Below are 15471 nucleotides of genomic sequence, written 5' to 3'. Positions count from 1 at the left end.
CACAGGGTCGTAGCCTCCGGCCGTTACCTGGCCAGCTACGACTTCCCGGAGGTGTGTCACATGGCAGCACCCGAACCGGAGGCGCCGACCACGGCGCGATCCAGGGCGAAGGACCACAGCCCCTGGAACTGGTTGCTCTTCATCCCCATCGTGGTGCCGCTGATCCCGGCCTTATTCAACGCCGACGCACCCCGACTGTTCGGGTTCCCGCGCTTCTACTGGCTGCAACTGGCCTGGATCATCCTCGGCGTGGTCAGCACCACGCTGGTCTACCAGATGACCAAGAAGCGGGGTGACCACTGATGTGGCGGGACCACCTGACCGAGATCATCGTCTTCACGATCCTCTTCCTGCTGGTCAGCGCCATGGGTTTCGTGGCGGCCCGGTGGCGCGCGCCCCGGGACATGGCGCACCTGGACGAGTGGGGGCTGGGTGGCCGCAACTTCGGCGGCTGGATCACCTGGTTCCTGATCGGCGGTGACCTCTACACCGCGTACACCTTCGTGGCGGTGCCGGCGCTGGTGTTCGGCGCGGGCGCGATGGGCTTCTTCGCGGTGCCCTACACGATCGTCATCTATCCGATGGTCTTCCTGGTGCTGTGCCGGCTCTGGTCGGTGTCGCACCGGCACGGCTACGTCACCCCGGCGGACTTCGTCCGCAACCGGTTCGACTCGCCGGTTCTGGCGCTGCTGGTGGCGATCACCGGCATCGTCGCGACCATGCCGTACATCGCGTTGCAGCTGGTCGGCATCGAGTCGGTGCTCAAGACGATGGGCGTGACCGGCGACAACGCCCTGGCCCGGCACCTGCCGATCATCATCGCGTTCGCCATCCTGGCGGCCTACACCTACCAGTCCGGGCTGCGCGCCCCGGCGCTGATCGCCTTCGTCAAGGACTCGCTGATCTACATCGTGATCCTGGTGGCGGTCATCTACCTGCCGTGGAAGCTGGGCGGCTGGGGGAGCATCTTCGACGCCGCCGACGCCAAGTTCAAGGCCAGCCCGGCGCCCGGGGACGGCATCCTGCTCAACGCCAACAACCAACTCCAGTACGTCACGCTGGCGTTCGGGTCGGCGCTGGCGCTCTTCCTCTATCCGCACAGCGTCACCGGTGTGCTGGCCAGCCGGAACCGGGACGTGATCAAGCGGAACATGTCGGCGCTGCCGGCGTACAGCCTGCTGCTCGGGCTGATCGCGCTGCTCGGTTACATGGCGATCGCGGCGAAGGTGAAGCCGCTGCCGGGGGCCTCCGCGGGCAGTGTGGACAGCAACACGGTGGTGCCGCTGTTGTTCGACCAGCAGTTCCCGGACTGGTTCGCCGGGGTGGCGTACGCGGCGATCGGCATCGGCGCGCTGGTGCCGGCCGCGATCATGTCGATCGCGGCGGCGAACCTGTTCACCCGCAACATCTACAAGGAGTACCTGAAGCGGGACGCCAGTCCGGCGCAGGAGGCGCAGGTCTCGAAGATCACGTCGCTGCTGGTCAAGGTGGGGGCGCTGGCGTTCATCATCTTCCTGGACCCGCAGTTCTCCATCGACCTCCAGCTCATCGGCGGCGTGATCATCCTGCAGACGCTGCCGGCGGTGGCGCTGGGCCTCTACACCCGCTGGTTCCACCGCTGGGCGTTGATCGGCGGCTGGGTGGCCGGCATGGGCCTGGGCATGTGGATGCTCTATCAGATCGCCAACCCGGTGACCGGCAAGAAGCACTTCGCCGGCTCGGCCTTCCCGCTGTCGGAGTTCGGCTTCGACACCAAGAAGACGATCTACGTCGGCATCGTGGCGGTGCTGGTCAACCTGGTGGTGGCCGCGCTACTGACCCTGGCCCTGCGGGCCGGGAAGGTCGCCGACGGGGTGGACCGCACCACGCCGGACGACTACTTCGCCGACGAGGGTGACCCGCGCGTCACCCCCGGCCCGGACCGCGACGCCGACTCCGCCCGCGAGCCCGTCGCCTGAGATGTAAGGAGGGGCCCCCTGTTAACGCCAGGCGTTAACAGGGGGCCCCTCCTTACATCCGGTTGGCGCGGCGGGGCGGGGGGCTCAGCGGGAGCGGGGGCGGGACTCCAGGGCCTGGTTGAAGCGCTGCAGGAGTTCGGCCAGGGTGTCCCGGTCGTCGGGCGACCAGCCGCCGAGGATCTCGCCGTAGAGCCGGGTGCGGGCCGCCCGGACGGCGGTCATCCGGGACAGGCCGGCGGCCGTCGGGGAGATGACGGTGCCGCGCCCGTCGGCCGGGTCAGGGGTACGCGCGACCAGGCCGTCCCGCTGCATCGCGGAGACCTGCCGGGTGACCGTGGAGCCGTCCAGGTTGAGCTTCGCGGCGAGCGCGGAGACGTTCTGCGGCCCGGCCGCGTCCAGGTGCCGCAGGATCACGTACGCCGCCCGGTCCAGCACCCGGTGCTCGGCGGTGCCGCTGGCCCGCCGGGTGGCCTCGCCGAAGCGCATCAGCAGCGCCACCTCGGTCTCGATCCGGCCGAGTGTGATCTCATCCGGCCCCGCTTCCGGGGTGTGGTCGTCCGTCATAGCTGTATGATACAACGGAATTACCTGTACGATACAGCTATCTGTCTGGAGGCGCGGAGTGGATCGGCGATCCGAACCCAACCGCAGTGCCATCTACGCCACCACCCTGGTGGCCTTCCTCGCCATCGCCGGCATCGCCGTGGTGGACCCCATCCTGCCCGTCATCGGCGAGGACATCGGGGTCAGCGCCTGGCAGGTCGAGCTGCTCTTCACCGCGTACATCGCGGTGATGGCGGTCGGCATGATCCCGGCCACCCTGGCCAGCGGCCGGTTCGGCTTCAAGCCGGTGCTGATCACCGGCGTCTCGGTGGTCGGCGTCGCCGCGATCCTGGCCTCGTTCAGCAACAACATCGTCCAGCTCTCCGTGCTGCGCGGCGTGTGGGGGCTGGGCAACGCGATGTTCTTCGCCACCGCCATGGTGGTGCTGGTCAACCTCGCCCTCGACCGGGAATGGGTGGTCGGCCTCTTCGAGACCGCGCTCGGGCTCGGCTTCGCCGTCGGACCGCTGCTGGGTGGCCTGCTCGGGCACGTGAGCTGGCGGCTGCCGTTCTTCGTCTGCGGCGTCTTCATGGTGCTCGCGCTGGGCGTCGCCGCCCGCAAGCTCCGCGAGCCGACCAACCGGCAGGCCCCGGTACGCGTCGGCCAGATCTTCGCCACCTACCGCAAGCCCGCGTTCGTCACCCTCTGCGTGGTCACCGCCGCCTACAACTTCGTCTTCTTCGTGGTGCTCGGCTACACCCCGCTCTTCCTGCACCTCGACGTGGTGCCACTGGGGCTGGCCTTCACCGCCTGGGGCCTCGGCCTGGCCACCGGCATCCTGGTGATCGGGCACCGGCTGGCGCACCGCATCGGTGCCGTGCAGACCGTCGGCGTGGCCATCGTCGGCCTGCTGATCTGCATGGTCCTCTTCGCCACCTCCACCGGCACCGCCATGTCGCTCGTGGTGCTGGTGCTCGCCGGCCTCTGCATGGGCCTGGCCAACGCCAACCTCACCGACCTGGCGCTGGGCCTCGGCTCCAGCGACCGCCGGGTCGCCACCGGCGCGTTCAACCTGGTCCGCTGGGGTGCCGCCGCGCCGGCGCCGATCATCTCCGGCAAGCTCGCCGAGCACGGGCTGGCCCTGCCGTTCTGGGTCGGCTTCGGGGTGCTCGCCGTCGGCGTGCTGGTCTACCTCGCCTTCGGGCACGTGATGGCCGCCGGCTACGGCGAGCGGGTGGTGTGGAACCGGGCCGCCCGGCAGGCCGAGCACGCGCCGGAGGAACCGGTCGGCGAGGCGTACTGAGCGGTGGCCGAACCGCCCCGGCGCAGGCCGGGGCGGTTCGGTGCCTCAGCGCGGCGTGGTTCGGCTCAGTGCAGCGCGCGCCAGAGCAGATAGAGACCGATGACCGTGCCGAACACGACGATCATGGTCTTCAGCACCACCGGCGGCAGCCGGCGGACCAGCCGGGCACCCGCGTACCCGCCGACCAGGCTGGCCGGCGCGACCACCGCGACGGCCGCCCAGTTCACCGGGCCGAAGAGCGCGAACACCACCAGCGTGGTAAGCCCCACCACCGCCGAGAGCAGGTTCTTCACCGCCGACACCCGGGCCAGCGTCGCGTCCAGCACCAGGGCCAGCCCGGCGACCAGCATGACGCCGAGCGCCGCGCCGAAGTAACCGCCGTACACGGTGCCGACCGCGACCATCGCCTGCACCGTGACCCGCCGGCGGCGCGGACCGATCTCGGCCGGGTGACCGACCAGCCGGCGCAGCGGATCCTGGAACGCCAGCACGGCGGTCGCGCCGAGCACCAGGAACGGCACCACCAGCTCGAAGGCCCGCGCCGGGGTGGCCAGCAGCAGCGCGCAGCCGACCACCGTGCCGAGCACCGCCGTGGGCAGCAACGGCCACAGTTGCCGCCCGGGCGGCAGGTCCGCCCGGCTGCCCGCCACGCTGGCGACGTACCCCGGGAAGACCGAGACCGAGTTGCTGACGTTCGCCGGCACCGGCGGCAGGCCCACCGCGATCAGCGCCGGGAAGGTGATCAGCGAACCGCCCCCGGCCACCGCGTTCACCGTGCCCGCGGCGAGACCGGCGGCGAGCAGGAGCGCGGCGTCGGAGAGGTCCATGGTCCCCAGAGGCTAGCCCGACCGACCGTCCCGCGCAGGCGGGTGCGGTCCCGGCCGTCAGTCGGCGGTCGGGGTGACCCCCTCCAGCAGGTCGGCGAGGCGTTCGGTGATCGCCGGGGCGTGCAGGTGCAGCCGGGCCACGTTGATGCTGTCCTGCCCGACGACGGCGAGCAACGCCTGCCGGCTGACCGCGTAGACGCTCAGGTAGCCGTCCGCGTTGCGGATCGTGGACTGCTGGAACCCGCCCTGGCCGAGCCGGGAGCCGACCTGCCGGCCCAGCCCGTACGTCGTCGCGGCCAGCGCGGCCAGCTCGTTCGGGTCGACGTCGGTCTGCATGTTGTGCGTGATGAGCAGGCCGTCCACGCCGCCCAGGACGCAGCCGTCCACCCCGGGGATCTGCAGCCGCAGCTCGGCCAGCTGCTGCGCGATCGCCGGATAGGGCAGGGCCGGGTGCCCGGCCAGCGACGGTGGCAGGCGGCGGGGCGGCGGCAGGGTGCCCGCCGCCCTCGGTACCCGGTGGGGAAGTCCGCTCACAATTCCAGGCTCTCCTCGATGGCGCGCAACTGGTGGCGGGCCATCGCCAGGTTGGCCCGGCTCTTGCTCACCATCAGATAGAGGAAGAGGCCCTTGCCGGCCCGGTTGGTCAGCGGCCGGATCAGGTGGTACTGCGTGCCGAGGGTGATGAGGATGTCCTCGATCTCGTCGTTCAGGTTGAGCATCTCGATGGTGCGCAGCTTGGCGCGTACGACGTCGGTGTTGCCGGCGGCGGCGACCGTCAGGTCGATCTCGCCGGTCCCACCGGCCACGCCGAGGGTCATGCCGCTGCTGTGGTCCACGAGCGCGACGCCGATCGCGCCGTCGATGCTCATCGCGCTCTTCAGCGCGACGTCAAGGTTCGCCACGGTGTTCTCTCCCCAGGTTTCCGTCGGCGCCGCCGCGTACGTCCAGGATCCACCCGGTTAAGACACGCGGTGACACCCGTGCACAAAGGCTCAGTCGAGGTTTGCACACGGACAATCGGGGCGCATCTGCTCGGGTCGCCATCTGCCTGACCGTCACCGAGCCGGGGACGGGAGTCCCGTAAATGGGACTCACCGAGGGATGGTCTGTCGTTGCCACACCTGATACGGCCGCCGATACCGGAATCGGTCCTCCGGTGTGGCCGGGCCGCGTCGCCGGGGCGGAAATGGGCGGACGGCCCGGGTCGTTAGGATGAGGGCGCGACGGACGAGTCGACCGGGCGGTCGCGTCGACGGGCTCCGGCCCGTTGCCGAGGAACGTCCGGACTCCACAGGGCAGGGTGGTTGTTAACGGCAACCCGGGGTGACCCGCGGGACAGTGCCACAGAAAACAGACCGCCGACCCATGGGTCGGTAAGGGTGAAACGGTGGGGTAAGAGCCCACCAGCATCCCGGGTGACCGGGATGGCTCGGTAAACCCCACCCGGAGCAAGGCCAAGCAAGGGCCGTCACCGCAAGCTGACGACCCGGCGCAGACGCTCGAGGGCTGCCCGCCCGATGTCTGCGGGTAGGCCGCTGGAGCCTGCCGGCAACGGCAGGCCGAGATGGATGGCCGCCGCCGACGCGCCTTCGGGTGCGTCGGTCACAGAATCCGGCGTACAGGTCGACTCGTCCGTCGCCCACCGGCTCAGAGGCCTGATCAAGGCTCTGACCTTGTCCTAGGTCCGGGCGCTGATGGTCGTCGGTGGTCAACTTTGGCCGGCGCTCGACGCCCTGGACACGTGAAGCCGTGCTGGGCCGGCGTTCTGCCGCGAGCGAACCCGCTTGTCTCGTTACGGGGCGCTGTCGAGGATCGGTGGATGGATCTCCGTACCGCGGAACGGCAACTCCAAGCCGCTCAGCGTGCCGCCGATGTCGAGTCCCTCGACGCGCTTCTGCACCCCCGGGTCGTGGGCGCTGGACCGGATGGAACGGTTTTCACGAAGGAAGATGACCTGGAGAGCTACCGCTCAGGGGCCCTGCGGATCACCAACCTGGTGGAGGAGTCGCTCGACGTCCAGGACGACGGTGAGACGGGGGTGACCCGCACGGTCGCTGCGGTGGATGCCGTTCAGGGCGGTGTCGTCATGTCCGCGCGGTTGCGCTACACCCGGCTGTGGGTGCGTGAGGACGGCAACTGGCGAGTGTTGGCCGCCACCTTCGTCCCGGTCCAGTGAGCGCTTCAACTGCCGTGGTCAGGTCGTCTGCTGCGGCGGCGAGCAGAGTGATCGCTTCGCGGACGTAGTGCCAGGCGGTGTCGACACCGAACCCGGCTGCCAGCCGGGTGAACGGGTCACCGTTGCGCGGGCCACGGGCATGTCCGCTCTGATCCACTAACCTGGTGGGGCTGTCACCCATGAACGAAGGACGCACATGGCCCGCCCCTACGCTCCCGGACCGAAGCAGTTCGTCTTCTCTGTCGGTGACGGCAACGACCAGCAGGTCTCGGTGGGCGACCCCCAGGAGGCCTACGTCGCGTTCTCTGCGTTCTTCCAGAGCCGAGAGTCCGACGTCTACACCATCCGAGATGAGTCGGCGAGGCAGAGTTTGGTGCTCAGGCCGCGTCTCGGTGTGATCTCCCGGAGCATGGACGCGGACCAGGCTCGGTGGGAACACCTTCGGGTCGAGCGGGGCAACCGCTACCTTCCCAGCGCGATGCTGTTCTTCGAGAACGGACATGCCGGCCTCGACTACTTCGGCCAGTGGTTCTCCGACCTCGCCGACCTCGACGCGTCACCGGAGATCCGCGGGGCCGCCCGAGCCGCCATGATGACGACGGAATCAGCGGCGATCGAAGAGGTAGGCCGGATCTGGGCGGATTCTGGCATCGTCGACCCGAGCGACCAGTACTACGTCTTCTTCGACTCGCATGATCTCGACGACGACCGAGCCGACCGAGCCGAACTGCTCCAGCTGGTCGCATTCCTCGGTCTCGACCGGGTCGACGCCCCGGCCGAGGCCGCCGAGGGCGAGGTCTGGGTGCGTACCGACCCACGCCTCGACGTCGAATGTGCACGGTGGGCGTGACCTGTGCGAGACATCGTTTTCACGCGTAGCAGTGGCTGGATCCCGAACGTGGTCCGCGAGGACGGCGAACTGAAGCTGATGCTCGGCGCCGGGGCCGACGCCAACCATGAGCCTCGCACGTTCACCTTCCCGATCGGGGCGGCCCACCTCGCGGTGATCCAGGAGGACCTGGCCAGGCACCTGCTGCTGTGGAGTGCGGTCCTTCCGCTGTGCGAGGCCGCCGGAACCCGGGGCCGGCTCGACGAGGATGCTGCCGTCGCGCTCCTGGACCCGGTCCTGCTCTCCTCGCCCGAGGAGGTCGACGCGCTCTTTCGGCGTATCGAGTGGGACCGGAGCCGGCTCGTCGCCCATGGTGCCGACATTCAGCTACTTGAGCGCGGCCAGGTCTGCGCGGCGATGCGTTCGGCGACGGAGTCGCCGAACGAGAAACGTGCCCAGAAGCATCATGCGGACCGCCGTCGCGCCCGGCGTGGAACAGTCCTCGGGCCACTCGACGCTCAGATCCTGAATTACACGGGCCAGTATCTGCACGGCGCGACGGTGCCGAGGCGGCTGCCCGATGCGGTCGACCCCGCGCTGCTGCCCCAGGTCATGCAGGTGATCGCCACCGCGGAGCAGGCGTGCGCCGGGATGCGGATCGGCCTCGATCCGCGGCGGGGAAACCGGGCCACGGACAAGCACGACTGGGATCGGATGGCGGCGACGGTCGACGCGGCCGTGCGCCGCGCGTATCCCGAACTCGTCGACGACGCGGTGCGTACGGTGAGCTTCCTGATGTGCTCGGAGGCCGCGGACCGCGCCAGGAGCACGCCGGTGGACCACGACGAGGAGGCTGCCGACGACCACGCCGACCTCGGTGGGAGTGCGAAAAAGACGGCCCTGTCGTTCACCGACGACAAGGGCGGCGAGAAGAAGTGGCTACGGGACGGCCCTCGCACCGCCTCCGCCGAGTTCTGGGCGTTCGTCGCCGACCGCTCGGCCGGGGACAACGAGGTGTTCACCATCGCGGACGAGGCGATGGGTGAGGGGATCCAGCTGCACTTCTACGCGGACTCCATCGCCCGGATCACCACGGTGCGACCCGGGGGAGCCGGGTCGGATCCGGAGTACCGGGTCGAGTACCGCCTGGTCGACGGGATCGGCGGATACCGGGACCTGGTGAGCGCCTTCGTCCGCGGCGGCTGCGCCGCACTCGACCAGCACGGTCCCTGGATGTCGGACGTCGCCGAGGTCGAGCGCGCGCGTCGTCGGCGCGACGCCCGGTAGTCCCGCGGTAACCCGCGCCCGCGCCGTCCGGCTGATCGGGTCAGCCGGCGATCTCGACGTCGCTCAGTCCGAGCCAGCTCGCCAGCGCCGCCAGTTCGCCGTGCACGGCGGCCGTGGTCTCCGCGTCGAACGGCACGTCCCGGTGGATCGCGTCCACCCGCAGCACCGATGCCTTCCGGTCGGCCGTGGCATCCACCTTGCCGACCAGCCGGTCGTGGTGCAGCACCGGCAGCGCGAAGTAGCCCCAGCGGCGGTTTGCCTTCGGCACGTACATCTCGAGTTTGTAGTCGAAGTCGAAGAGCTCCAGGGTCCGCTTGCGGTCGTGGACCAGCCGGTCGAAGGGGGAGAGCAGCACGGTCCGGCCGGCGAAGGGCCGGCCGAGTGCCTCCGGGTCGACCCGCCAGATGCCGGCGGCGCCGGCGACCTCGGCCGGCTCCCCGGCGTCGCCCACCACCGAGGGGCGGGCGATGCCCATGGCGCGCAGCCAGCGCTCGTCGCGCAGCCGGCGGGCCTCGTCGGCGGGAACGACCGGCGTGCCGGCCGGGTAGACCCGTTCGGCGAGGTCCCAGCGGCGTTGCCGGCCGATCCGGCCGGCGATGGCGATCTCGCCCCGGGCGGCGAGGAACTCCAGCATCTGGGTGACGTTGCGGTTGTTGGTCCAGCCGGTCGACGGCCACGGCACGGTGCTGCGGTCCTCCACGTCGCGGGAGAGCAACGGGCCGGAGTCGCGCAGCAGGTCCAGCACGTAGCGGCGGAAGGCGTCGTTGGCCCGCAGCCACTCGCGCCGCCGGGACTCCTGCGGCCAGGCCGCCATGTCGGCGAGGTGCAGCCCCAGGTCGGCCATCGGCCGCACCATGGCCCGGTGTTCGAAGAGCGCCCGGTCCTGCTCCAGCGCCCGGGTCAGGTGGCTCGGCCGGTATGCCGCGCCCAACCGGCTCCAGGCGACCAGGTCGGCGCTGGGCGCCACCGCGGCCGTCGGGTCCAGCTGGAGGAACGTCAACCGGTGCACCACCGCCACCAGGTCGGTGGGCCGGTGCGCGTCGAGCAGTTGGGCGCGGACGGCAAGCTGCCGTGCCTCGTCTCGGTCGAGCCGGTGGGACGCCATGCGCCGACGCTAGTACCGCCCACCGACACCGCGCCGCCCCGCCCGCCGGGCGTCCGTCCGGGGGTGTGCAGCCTCGGCGGTGCAGGCTCGACCGCTCCGGACGGGGACACCGGTTGGCCGCCCGCGACGGCCAACCGGTACGCCCGTCAGAGGGCCAGGTAGTAGCGGACCAACGGCATGGCGGTCATGCCGAGACTGTCGTAGAACGCCCGGGCCGAGTCGTGGAACCGGTCGCCTCCGGTGCCGATCGACACGACCTCGACCCCGGACCGCCTCATCGCGTCGAAGGCGTGGGTGCACAGTGCCGTGCCGACGTGGTGCCGGCGCTGGTCCGCCGCCACGCCGATGATGTCGATCTCACCGCTGCGCTTCTCCGGGTCCACCTGCCAGGCGGCGAATCCGAGGAGCGTCCCGCCCTCCTCGGCGACGACGACGTGCTTGTTCTGCTCCGGGTCGTGCAGCCCGACCCACATCTCGCGGTAGTCCGCACGCCAGGTGCCGTGCTGGTTGGTCATGACGGCGTCGCCCACGATCGACCGGAACGAGTCCTCGAAGAACGGGCCGAAGGTGGCGATGGTCAGTTCGAGCAGGGGCGTCAGGTCGGCTGGCCGGAACGGACGCAGATCCATGTCAGTGCCTTTCGTCTGAGGGTGTGGCGAACAGCCCGACCTGACCGGCAGGTCGGGCAACGCGCGGCTCGGATTCGAGCCGCCCCTCAGGAGCGGGTGCGCCAGGCGGCGAAGCACTGCACGAGCCGGACAGTAACCGAGGCCGCGTCACCCGGCTGCCCCGGTCGGAGGAACGTCAAGCGGTGCACCAACCGGGCCGGACGTCCGATCGGGGCAGCACCCCTATGTAGAGTTCCGATATAGTCCTCGGATGCGAATCACCGTTCCGGTGGCGAAGGTGCTCTCCGCGCTGCTCGCCGAACCCGACTCCGAGCAGTACGGCCTCGACCTGATGCGGCTCACCGGCCTGCCCAGCGGCACCCTCTATCCGGTGCTGCACCGGCTCCGGGAGGCCGGCTGGCTCACCGCCGACTGGGAAGAGGTGGAGCCGTCCGCGGCAGGTCGGCCGGCGCGGCGCTACTACCGGCTCACCGCCGAGGGCGCCCGCGACGCCCGCCAGGCCCTGGCCGAGCTGCGCGCCCTCGACCCGGGGGGTCGCCCCGCCCACGGCGGCATCGCACCGACGGGTGCCCCCGCGTGGTGACCCGGTGGCTGGCCGAGCTGCTGCTGCGCACGGCGGTGCGGCGCTGGCCCGCCGAACTCCGCGCCGACCTGCACCGGGAATGGGTCGCCGAGCTGCACGTCCTCGCCGCCCGTCGGGACCGGCTGCGGATGCTCCGGTTCGCGGCGAGCCTCGCGCTCAGCCGCTCCGGCGGCCCGATCGTGGACCGACCGCGCGTGCCCGGCCAGGCCCGGCGTACGGCGGCCACCCTGCTCGCCGCGCCGCTGGCCGGCGTGGCGGCGCTGCTGGTCGCGGCGGTCGCCATGAATCTGGTGACCAACCAGCTGCTCGCCTCGACCAGCTGGGCCATGGACGCGCAGGTGCCGGTGCTGATGACCGTGACGGTGGTCCTCGCGGTGCTGCTCGCCCGGGCCACGGGCCGGGCCGCCGGCCGCACCGCCCTGCCCGGACCGCTGCGCGTCGCGCTCGGTGTCGTGGCCCCGCTCGCCCTGACCGCCGTCGGCATCGAGTACGCGTCGAACGACACCGTCGACGACCTGCTCCGGGCGGCACCCGGGCTGGTGGTCTGGCTGCCCGGCCTGTTCCTGGTGCTCTGGGGTGCCGGCACACTCGCCGGCCGGGGTCGGACCCGGGTCGCCTGGTGTCTCGGCCTGCTCGGCGCACTCGTCGTCGCCGACCTCGCCGTGGTGCTCGTGGTGGTCGCGCACATCCCGGCCGGTCCGGAGACCGTGCTCGACGGGGTGGCGCAGGGCGACACGGTCGACCGGATCTCCGCGCCGCTCTGGCTCTTCGCCACCTGGACCGACTCGTCCCTCGGGCTGCCCCGGCCGACCGGGCAGGAGGTCTTCCTCATCACCGACCTGACCGAGGTGCAACCCTTCCTCTACCTGGCCTGGACGCCCTACGCGCTGGCGTACGCGATCGGCGCGGGCCGGGCGGCGGCGCGCCCGGCCGACGAGGCCGACCCGGTGCCCGCACCTGCCTGATCCGGTCCGCGCGCGTCAGCCGGCGCAGGGCACCCGTTCCAGCAGGGCCGGGGTGGTCGCCGGCCGGACGACCTGGGCGAAGCAGCCGACCGCCGTGGTCCGCTGCCAGCCGAAGACGGAAGCGGCGGTCTTCGCCACCCGGACCCGGAAGACCAGCCGGATGCCGCCGTGCCGCACCGCGTCCTCGACCGCCAGCACCTCGACCCCGTCCACGTCCTCGGCGGCGGCCCGCAGTGCCGTGGCCGGAACCGCCGGGCTGGCCAGCAACGCACCGCGGGCCTTCTGCGCCGTGGCGGTCACCTCCCGGTCGGCCTGCCGTTCCAACCGGTGCTGTGACCGCTCCCGCAACACCGGCATCCCGGCCAGCACCCCCAGGACGACGAGCACCCCGACCGCGACGCCGGCCAGCAGTCCACGCCGCAGCCATGCAGACTTTCCTCCCCCGTAACGCACCCGGGGATTCTCCGTCACCGGGTGCGTTCCCGGCTGCCCCGTCTTTCTCCGTTCCGCCTCCCGACCGCCCCGAGCACGTCTACTGTGGAGAGCATCGACCACCTCTTTTCGGCGATCCGGTGGCGGCCGGGCGCTTCGCGGTGCACAGTGATCTCATGAGCGACAGCGGAAGTGGTGGGCACTACTACTGGTGCACGCGACACCACCGGGTCGAGACCGATGCCGACGTGTGCCCTGCGAAGCACGTTCTCGGACCGTATGCCTCAGCCGCCGACGCGGAGAACGCCCTGCAGCAGGTGCAGGAGCGTAACGAAGCGTGGGACGCCGAGGACGCCCGTTGGGCCGGGGAGAACAGGTAGACGGCGCGGGACGGCCCGCGTCGAGGTACTCCGTGCTCCGCGAGGGCGAGAGCATGTCCCCAAGGAGGGAACCGAGATGGCCGAAGCACAGAAGGCCACCACCCGCCCGGCCGCCAAACGTACGACCGCGAAGACGACCGCCACGGCGAAGCGGACCACGGGCCGGGCGGCGACGGTGACCAAGGCGTCCCCGAACGCCTCCGGAGCCGGCGCCGGGCGGGTGCCCGCGAAGCAGGCCGTCGCGAAGAAGGCGGCCACGAAGAAGGTGGTGGCGGCGGCCCGCAAGGCGCCGGCGACGAAGACCGCCGCCGGAACGACTCCGGCCACCCGGACCACCGCGAAGAAGACCACCACCGCGAAGAAGACGGGCCCGGCCGCGAAGAAGACGACCGCGGCGAAGAAGACGGGCCCGGCCGCGAAGAAGACGACGGCCGCGAAGAAGACGACGGCCGCGAAGAAGGCACCCGCGAAGGCCACGGCGGCGACCCGGAAGGTCACCTCCAGCGCCCGCAAGACCACCGCCACGGTCAGCCGGACGGGTGCGGCGGCGAAGAAGACGGGTACGGCGGCCGCGAAGAAGACCACCGCGGCGAAGAAGGCCCCGGCGAAGAAGACCACCTCCGCCACCCGGCCCACCGCGCGCAAGGCGGCGGCCACGAAGGCCCCCGCGAAGAAGGCGACGGCGACCTCGTCGACCACCACCCGCAAGGCGGCGGCGAAGAAGGCGCCGGTCGGCAAGGCCACCGCCGCGAAGAAGGTCACCGCCCGCAAGGCGCCGGCCCGGACCGCCGCCGCCCGGGCCACCGCGCCCGCAGCGCCCGCTCGGCCGCCCGGAAGGCCGCCGGCTGAGGGTTGTGGGTACGCGCTGACCGGCCGTCCGCCGTGCCGGTGAGCGGATGTGGCGGCACGCTGTCAGGATTGACCGCGTGGTGATCCGACGCGTACTGGCGCCCCGTATCGACTTCGGCGCGCTGCGCCGCGAGCTGGGACTGCCCGAGGGCTTCCCGGCCGCGGCGCGCGAGGCCGACGAGGCGGCCGCCGCGCCGCTGCCGGCCGCCGCCGACCGCACCGACGTCCCGTTCGTCACCCTCGACCCGGCGACCTCGCGCGACCTGGACCAGGCCATGCACCTGAGCCGCCGGGCCGGGGGCGGTTTCCGGATCCGGTACGCGATCGCCGACGTCGCCGCGCACGTCCGCCCCGGCGGCGCGCTGGAGGAGGAGACCTGGCGCCGGGGGCAGACCGTCTATCTGCCCGACGGCAACGTGCCGCTGCACCCGCACACGCTCAGCGAGGGCGCGGCCAGCCTGCTGCCGGACGCCGACCGGGCGGCGGTGCTCTGGACCATCGACCTGGCCGCCGACGGCGACACGGTCGGCGTCACGCTGGAGCGGGCCCGGGTCCGCAGCCGCGCCAAGCTCGACTACGTGGGCGTGCAGCGCGACGCCGACGCCGGCCGGCTGCCCGAGCCGATCGCCCTGCTGCCCGAGATCGGGGCGTTGCTCACCGCCCGGGGACTGCGCCGGGGCGCGATCAACCTGCCCCTGCCCGAGCAGGACGTCGAGCCGGACGGCGACGGCTGGCGGCTGGTGCTGCGCGGGCCGGTCGCGATGGAGGACCACAACGCGCAGATCTCTTTGCTCACCGGCATGGCCGCCGCCGACCTCATGCTCGCCGGCCGGATCGGGCTGCTGCGGACCATGCCGCCGCCGAAGCGGGAGGCGGTCGAGCGGCTGCGCCTCGCCGCCGGCCCGCTGGGCGTCGAGTGGCCGGCGGACCGGAGCGTCGGCGAGGTGCTCGCCGGGCTGGACGCCTCCCGGCCCCGGGCGGCGGCCTTCATCGACCAGGCCGCCGAGCTGATGCGCGGTGCCGCGTACACGGCCTTCGACGGGGAGCTGCCCGAACAGCCGGAGCACGGCGGGGTCGCCGCCGCGTACGCGCACGTCACCGCGCCGCTGCGCCGGCTCGCCGACCGGTACGCGACCGAGGTCTGCCTGGCCCTGCACGAGGGCCGGGAAGTGCCGGAATGGGCCCGCGCGGCGCTGCCGAAGCTGCCGGAGGTGATGGCGACCACCGACCGGACGGCGTCGGCGGCGACCCGGGGCGCGATCGAGCTGGCCGAGGCGGTGCTGCTGGAGCACCGGGTGGGGAGACCTTCTCCGCCGCCGTGCTGGACGTCGACACCCCGCGCCCGACCACCGAGCCGCCCCGCGAGTCCGGCGGAACGTCGACCCCGCCGCCCCGGCAGTCCGGGAACGGTCGACCGGCCCGTCAGCCCGGTGGCACGGTCGCCCTGGACGAGCCGCCGGTCCGGGCCCGCTGCCTCGGCGAGCTGCCGCTCGGCGAGCGCGTCCCGGTCCGCCTGGTCACCGCCGACCCGGCCGAGCGCAAGGTCCTCTTCGAACGCGCCTGACCGCCCCCGCCCCACCCCTCCCGGCCCCGCCTCGCGTCGGT

General features: G+C 71.9%; 16 protein-coding genes, 1 other RNA gene and 2 pseudogenes. 11 read left to right on the top strand and 8 right to left on the bottom strand.

The genetic code is table 11. The features are described from left to right. Positions 1–60 precede the first annotated feature (60 nt). The gene (locus MRQ36_RS05015) at positions 61–303 is read left to right on the top strand and encodes a DUF3311 domain-containing protein (protein WP_242793215.1); all 243 of its coding nucleotides are present in this window, start codon (positions 61–63) and stop codon (positions 301–303) included. Continuing rightward, on the top strand, positions 303–1958 hold the full coding sequence (gene mctP / locus MRQ36_RS05010) for a monocarboxylate uptake permease MctP (protein WP_242793213.1): 1656 nt from the start codon (positions 303–305) through the stop codon (positions 1956–1958). Before MRQ36_RS05015 ends, mctP begins: the two co-directional genes overlap by 1 nt. Positions 1959–2042: 84 nt before the next feature. Here mctP and MRQ36_RS05005 read toward each other — a convergent pair whose 3' ends face one another. Beyond that, a complete protein-coding gene (locus MRQ36_RS05005; RefSeq protein WP_242793211.1) occupies positions 2043–2522 on the bottom strand; it encodes a MarR family winged helix-turn-helix transcriptional regulator in 480 nt (159 codons plus the stop codon). 58 nt (positions 2523–2580) lie between these two features. Between MRQ36_RS05005 and MRQ36_RS05000 the strand changes: the two genes are divergently transcribed. Next, positions 2581–3804, top strand: coding sequence for an MFS transporter (locus tag MRQ36_RS05000; RefSeq protein ID WP_242793208.1), 1224 nt, complete (start codon positions 2581–2583; stop codon positions 3802–3804). Between the two features lie 65 nt (positions 3805–3869). Here MRQ36_RS05000 and MRQ36_RS04995 read toward each other — a convergent pair whose 3' ends face one another. The 3 genes from MRQ36_RS04995 to MRQ36_RS04985 are packed head-to-tail and all read right to left on the bottom strand — an operon-like array spanning position 3870 to position 5533. Further along, positions 3870–4631 (bottom strand): sulfite exporter TauE/SafE family protein, encoded by a 762-nt coding sequence (locus MRQ36_RS04995; protein WP_242793206.1) that lies wholly within the window; start codon positions 4629–4631, stop codon positions 3870–3872. A gap of 57 nt (positions 4632–4688) precedes the next feature. Then, on the bottom strand, positions 4689–5165 hold the full coding sequence (locus MRQ36_RS04990; RefSeq protein WP_242793204.1) for a roadblock/LC7 domain-containing protein: 477 nt from the start codon (positions 5163–5165) through the stop codon (positions 4689–4691). Beyond that, the gene (locus MRQ36_RS04985) at positions 5162–5533 is read right to left on the bottom strand and encodes a hypothetical protein (protein WP_242793201.1); all 372 of its coding nucleotides are present in this window, start codon (positions 5531–5533) and stop codon (positions 5162–5164) included. The genes MRQ36_RS04990 and MRQ36_RS04985 overlap by 4 nt, the downstream gene beginning before the upstream one ends. A 326-nt stretch (positions 5534–5859) precedes the next feature. On the opposite strand from MRQ36_RS04985, the gene rnpB reads away from it, so the two are divergent. Together rnpB and MRQ36_RS04975 are read left to right on the top strand one after the other, a co-directional pair. Further along, an RNA gene (gene rnpB / locus MRQ36_RS04980) (RNase P RNA component class A) lies at positions 5860–6266 on the top strand. 184 nt (positions 6267–6450) lie between these two features. Beyond that, the gene (locus MRQ36_RS04975) at positions 6451–6807 is read left to right on the top strand and encodes a nuclear transport factor 2 family protein (RefSeq protein WP_242793199.1); all 357 of its coding nucleotides are present in this window, start codon (positions 6451–6453) and stop codon (positions 6805–6807) included. Here MRQ36_RS04975 and MRQ36_RS04970 read toward each other — a convergent pair. Then, a pseudogene (locus MRQ36_RS04970) lies at positions 6806–6934 on the bottom strand (IS5/IS1182 family transposase); the annotation flags it as partial. The gene MRQ36_RS04975 and the pseudogene MRQ36_RS04970 overlap by 2 nt on opposite strands. 69 nt (positions 6935–7003) lie before the next feature. Between MRQ36_RS04970 and MRQ36_RS04965 the strand changes: the two are divergent. Further along, the gene (locus MRQ36_RS04965; RefSeq protein WP_242793197.1) at positions 7004–7657 is read left to right on the top strand and encodes a hypothetical protein; all 654 of its coding nucleotides are present in this window, start codon (positions 7004–7006) and stop codon (positions 7655–7657) included. Positions 7658–7660: 3 nt separating this feature from the next. Next, complete coding sequence (locus MRQ36_RS04960) at positions 7661–8923, top strand: DUF6357 family protein (protein WP_242793195.1); 1263 nt, start codon at positions 7661–7663, stop codon at positions 8921–8923. A gap of 40 nt (positions 8924–8963) precedes the next feature. Here the strand turns inward: MRQ36_RS04960 and MRQ36_RS04955 are convergent, their stop codons facing one another. Further along, positions 8964–10028 carry a DNA glycosylase AlkZ-like family protein gene (locus MRQ36_RS04955; RefSeq protein ID WP_242793193.1) on the bottom strand — a complete coding sequence of 355 codons (1065 nt, stop codon included), beginning with the start codon at positions 10026–10028 and terminating at the stop codon, positions 8964–8966. A gap of 146 nt (positions 10029–10174) precedes the next feature. Continuing rightward, entirely contained in the window at positions 10175–10657 is a 483-nt protein-coding gene (locus MRQ36_RS04950; RefSeq protein ID WP_242793192.1) for a GNAT family N-acetyltransferase, read from the bottom strand. A 250-nt stretch (positions 10658–10907) separates the two neighbouring features. On the opposite strand from MRQ36_RS04950, the gene MRQ36_RS04945 reads away from it, so the two are divergent. Beyond that, positions 10908–11240, top strand: a complete 333-nt coding sequence (locus tag MRQ36_RS04945; protein WP_242793190.1) for a PadR family transcriptional regulator — start codon at positions 10908–10910, stop codon at positions 11238–11240. Continuing rightward, positions 11234–12205 carry a hypothetical protein gene (locus MRQ36_RS04940; RefSeq protein ID WP_242793188.1) on the top strand — a complete coding sequence of 324 codons (972 nt, stop codon included), beginning with the start codon at positions 11234–11236 and terminating at the stop codon, positions 12203–12205. The genes MRQ36_RS04945 and MRQ36_RS04940 overlap by 7 nt, the downstream gene beginning before the upstream one ends. A gap of 15 nt (positions 12206–12220) precedes the next feature. On the opposite strand, the gene MRQ36_RS04935 is transcribed toward MRQ36_RS04940, so the two are convergent. Next, complete coding sequence (locus tag MRQ36_RS04935; protein WP_242793186.1) at positions 12221–12658, bottom strand: hypothetical protein; 438 nt, start codon at positions 12656–12658, stop codon at positions 12221–12223. A 435-nt stretch (positions 12659–13093) separates the two neighbouring features. Here MRQ36_RS04935 and MRQ36_RS04930 point away from each other — a divergent pair, with 435 nt between their 5' ends. Together MRQ36_RS04930 and MRQ36_RS04925 are read left to right on the top strand one after the other, a co-directional pair. Further along, positions 13094–13909, top strand: a complete 816-nt coding sequence (locus MRQ36_RS04930; RefSeq protein WP_242793184.1) for a histone — start codon at positions 13094–13096, stop codon at positions 13907–13909. 34 nt (positions 13910–13943) lie between these two features. Next, positions 13944–15430: pseudogene (locus MRQ36_RS04925) on the top strand (RNB domain-containing ribonuclease). The last annotated feature ends 41 nt before the right edge of the window (positions 15431–15471 follow it).

Source organism: Micromonospora sp. R77, from assembly GCF_022747945.1.
Classification (GTDB): Bacteria; Actinomycetota; Actinomycetes; order Mycobacteriales; family Micromonosporaceae; genus Micromonospora.
Note: the sequence above shows the minus strand (reverse complement) of the source record. Positions and strands in the feature narration are given on the sequence as shown.